The organism is Pseudomonas sp. (genome assembly GCF_026224925.1).
Taxonomy (GTDB): Bacteria; Pseudomonadota; Gammaproteobacteria; order Pseudomonadales; family Pseudomonadaceae; genus Aquipseudomonas.
On record NZ_JAMFRV010000544.1, the window covers coordinates 1 to 2,524 of the forward strand.

The window sequence follows — 2,524 nt, forward strand, 5'->3', positions numbered from 1 at the left end:
GCTACATCCGAGCCATCGATCAAGAAAGCCATAAGCGTCTGTTTATCGAAGCCATCCAGCGCGCCGCACACAGCATTGATTTGCCGTTGATCGCCGAACGTGTAGAAACTGACGGGGAATTTCAGGTGATTCGTGAGATGGGAATAGAAGGTGTGCAAGGCCAGTTGTTTGGTCAACCGGCGCCGTGGAGCCTGTAGGACCGAACTCATATGGGAAATGGTATACCTGACACACTGTCGAAACTGTATCTGTAGTCAACTTGTTGGCGAAGCGGTGCACCTGATTCGCCGCGGTGACCTTCGCCAGCAAGTTGCCTACAGGCTCTTCATTCAGCACACCATATTGAGCTGATCTTGATCTAGTGGAGCTTGCCTGCGAAGGCGGTGCAGCAATCACCGCCAAATCATCAGCCAATCAGCGCACCACACGTCCCGACACAAAGTGCGCAACGTCGTTATACCCAGGCGTCGACGCGTGCCCCGGTGTGACCAGCGAGTCGATGAACGCTTCGTCTTCGGCGGTGATTTTGACGCTTTGGGCTTTGGTATAACCGTCCCATTGCTCCTCGGTGCGCGGTCCAACGATGGCCGATGTGACCGCCTGATTGTTCAGCACCCATGCGATAGCGAACTCGACGATACCTACGCCTTTTTCCTGAGTGTACTGCTGAATCTTCTGAGCGATACGCAGCGATTCAACTCTCCACTCAGTTTCCAGAATGCGTTTGTCCTGGCGTCCCGCACGGCTGTTGCTGTCGGGGGCAATATCAGGCGCATATTTGCCGCTGAGCACGCCACGGGCCAACGGGCTGTAAGGCACAACACCCAGTCCGTGGTACTCGGCAACCGTGATTTGCTCAAGCTCAGCTTGGCGATTGGTAATGTTGTAGAGCGGTTGGCTAATCACCGGTTTGTCCACGCCCAGTCGCTGGGCGATGTTAACCAGCTCTGCAATGCGCCAGCCACGAAAGTTTGACACGCCCCAGTAGCGAATTTTGCCCTGGCGCAGCAGGTCGCCGATGGCCGATACCGTCACTTCCAGCGGCGTATTGTGGTCTTCGCGGTGCAGGTAATAGATGTCCACATAGTCGGTATCGAGGCGGCTCAAGCTGGCATCGATGCAATTGAAAATGTGCTTGCGGCTCAACCCGCCGGTGTTTGGCGTGTTACCGGCGTGGGGTGAACCCACTTTGGTTGCCAGCACCCAATCACTACGGCGAGAAGCGATAGCTTTGCCGACTATCTCCTCGGAACGTCCAGCGTTATAAACGTCCGCCGTGTCGATGAAATTGACCCCTTGATCCCAGGCCTTGTCGATGATGCGCCGGGACTCTTCAGCGCCGGTCTGCTCGCCAAACATCATAGAACCGAGGGTTAATGTGGATACGCGCAGGCCGGACTGGCCGAGAATGCGATAAGTCATTGCTCTGATCCTTTTTAAAAGGTTGAAGGTGACTGCGAAACTGCATCAATTTGTGTGGCTACCGTCCGCAATCTTCCCGTCTTTGTCAAATACCGGAAAGTGATGTTCACCAATGATTTACTGCCTTCACACTTTTCCAACGCGCAAAATTAAGCCCGGCAAAAGCCGGGCTGAAAGGGAACGCTGAAGCTATTAGCTATTAGCTATTAGCTATTAGCTATTAGCTAATGCGATTCGCACCGACGTGATCGGCACCATCAGCGGCTACGCGGTTCGCACCGACGTGATCGGCACCATCAGCGGCTACACGGTTAGCACCGACGTGATCAGCGCCATCTGAAGCAACCTGGGCGGCGTGGATATGAGCCGAACCGTCTGCTGCGAATGCTGGAAGAGCGAAAGTGCTGCTAGCCAATACCGAAAAAGCCAAGCCAAAAATCAGTTTTGAAGTTTTCATGTTAGTTGCTCCGAAAGTGTTGTTAGTTGTTTAACTGGGTATGGAACTGATTTTACGCCGCGCTGTTTTATTAAGAAGTCAATACGAGTGGTAGCGATCATCGTTGAAAATGATAGTTCGGATAAGCCTAGTAATTTCATAGGGTTAGGCATCAAATTTGCTCCCTTGTAGGAGCGAACTTGTTCGCGATCGACTGCGCAGCAGTCGTAAAGCCTGCTGCCTAAACTTTGACCATGGCAGCGGCGGCTAATGTTTTTGGAACGCTTTGCGATTCATCGCGAGCAAGCTCCTACACCGACGTGCCATGTTCCGTTTCGGATTTGATCCTGCGCCCACTTAAAAAGCACAACGTGCCGCCCACCGCTGTCAGGCAGCTCAGCACGTAAAACATACTGGAGGGGGTCGAATTGATCAGCAGATAGCCGCAGATAACCGGGCTAAGGGCGCCGCCAAAAGCTGCAAGGTTTTGCGCGCCGTAATAGCTGCCGCGCAGGACTTCGGGGGCGATGGTGTCGATGAACAGGTATTCAGCCGGGTAGATGATCATCTCGCCCAGAGTGAAAATGAACATCGCCACACACCAGGAGAGCATGCTGGCGGCGTGACTAAACCCGATCAGTCCAGCGATAAAAAATACCGTCCCCA

The 2,524-nt window shown here is 53.5% G+C and carries 3 protein-coding genes and 1 pseudogene; 1 reads left to right on the top strand and 3 read right to left on the bottom strand.

Going from position 1 to position 2,524, the window contains the following annotated elements; genetic code table 11:
• Window positions 1–197 (top strand): EAL domain-containing protein (locus M0974_RS22910; protein WP_297842212.1); only part of this gene is annotated, 197 nt, incomplete at its 5' end.
• A gap of 217 nt (window positions 198–414) precedes the next feature.
• Here M0974_RS22910 and M0974_RS22915 read toward each other — a convergent pair.
• The 3 genes and pseudogenes from M0974_RS22915 to M0974_RS22925 all read right to left on the bottom strand — a co-directional run.
• Window positions 415–1,422: an aldo/keto reductase gene (locus tag M0974_RS22915; protein ID WP_297842215.1), complete on the bottom strand. Its 1,008-nt coding sequence runs from the start codon at window positions 1,420–1,422 to the stop codon at window positions 415–417.
• 220 nt (window positions 1,423–1,642) lie between these two features.
• Window positions 1,643–1,879: a hypothetical protein gene (locus M0974_RS22920; RefSeq protein ID WP_297842218.1), complete on the bottom strand. Its 237-nt coding sequence runs from the start codon at window positions 1,877–1,879 to the stop codon at window positions 1,643–1,645.
• A 289-nt stretch (window positions 1,880–2,168) separates the two neighbouring features.
• Window positions 2,169–2,524, bottom strand: a pseudogene (locus tag M0974_RS22925) (MFS transporter); the annotation flags it as partial.

Coding starts and splice junctions, on each gene's coding strand:
- M0974_RS22915 (WP_297842215.1), bottom strand. CDS start 1,422: ATGACTTATCGCATTCTCGGCCAGTCCGGCCTGCGCGTATCCACATTA.
- M0974_RS22920 (WP_297842218.1), bottom strand. CDS start 1,879: ATGAAAACTTCAAAACTGATTTTTGGCTTGGCTTTTTCGGTATTGGCT.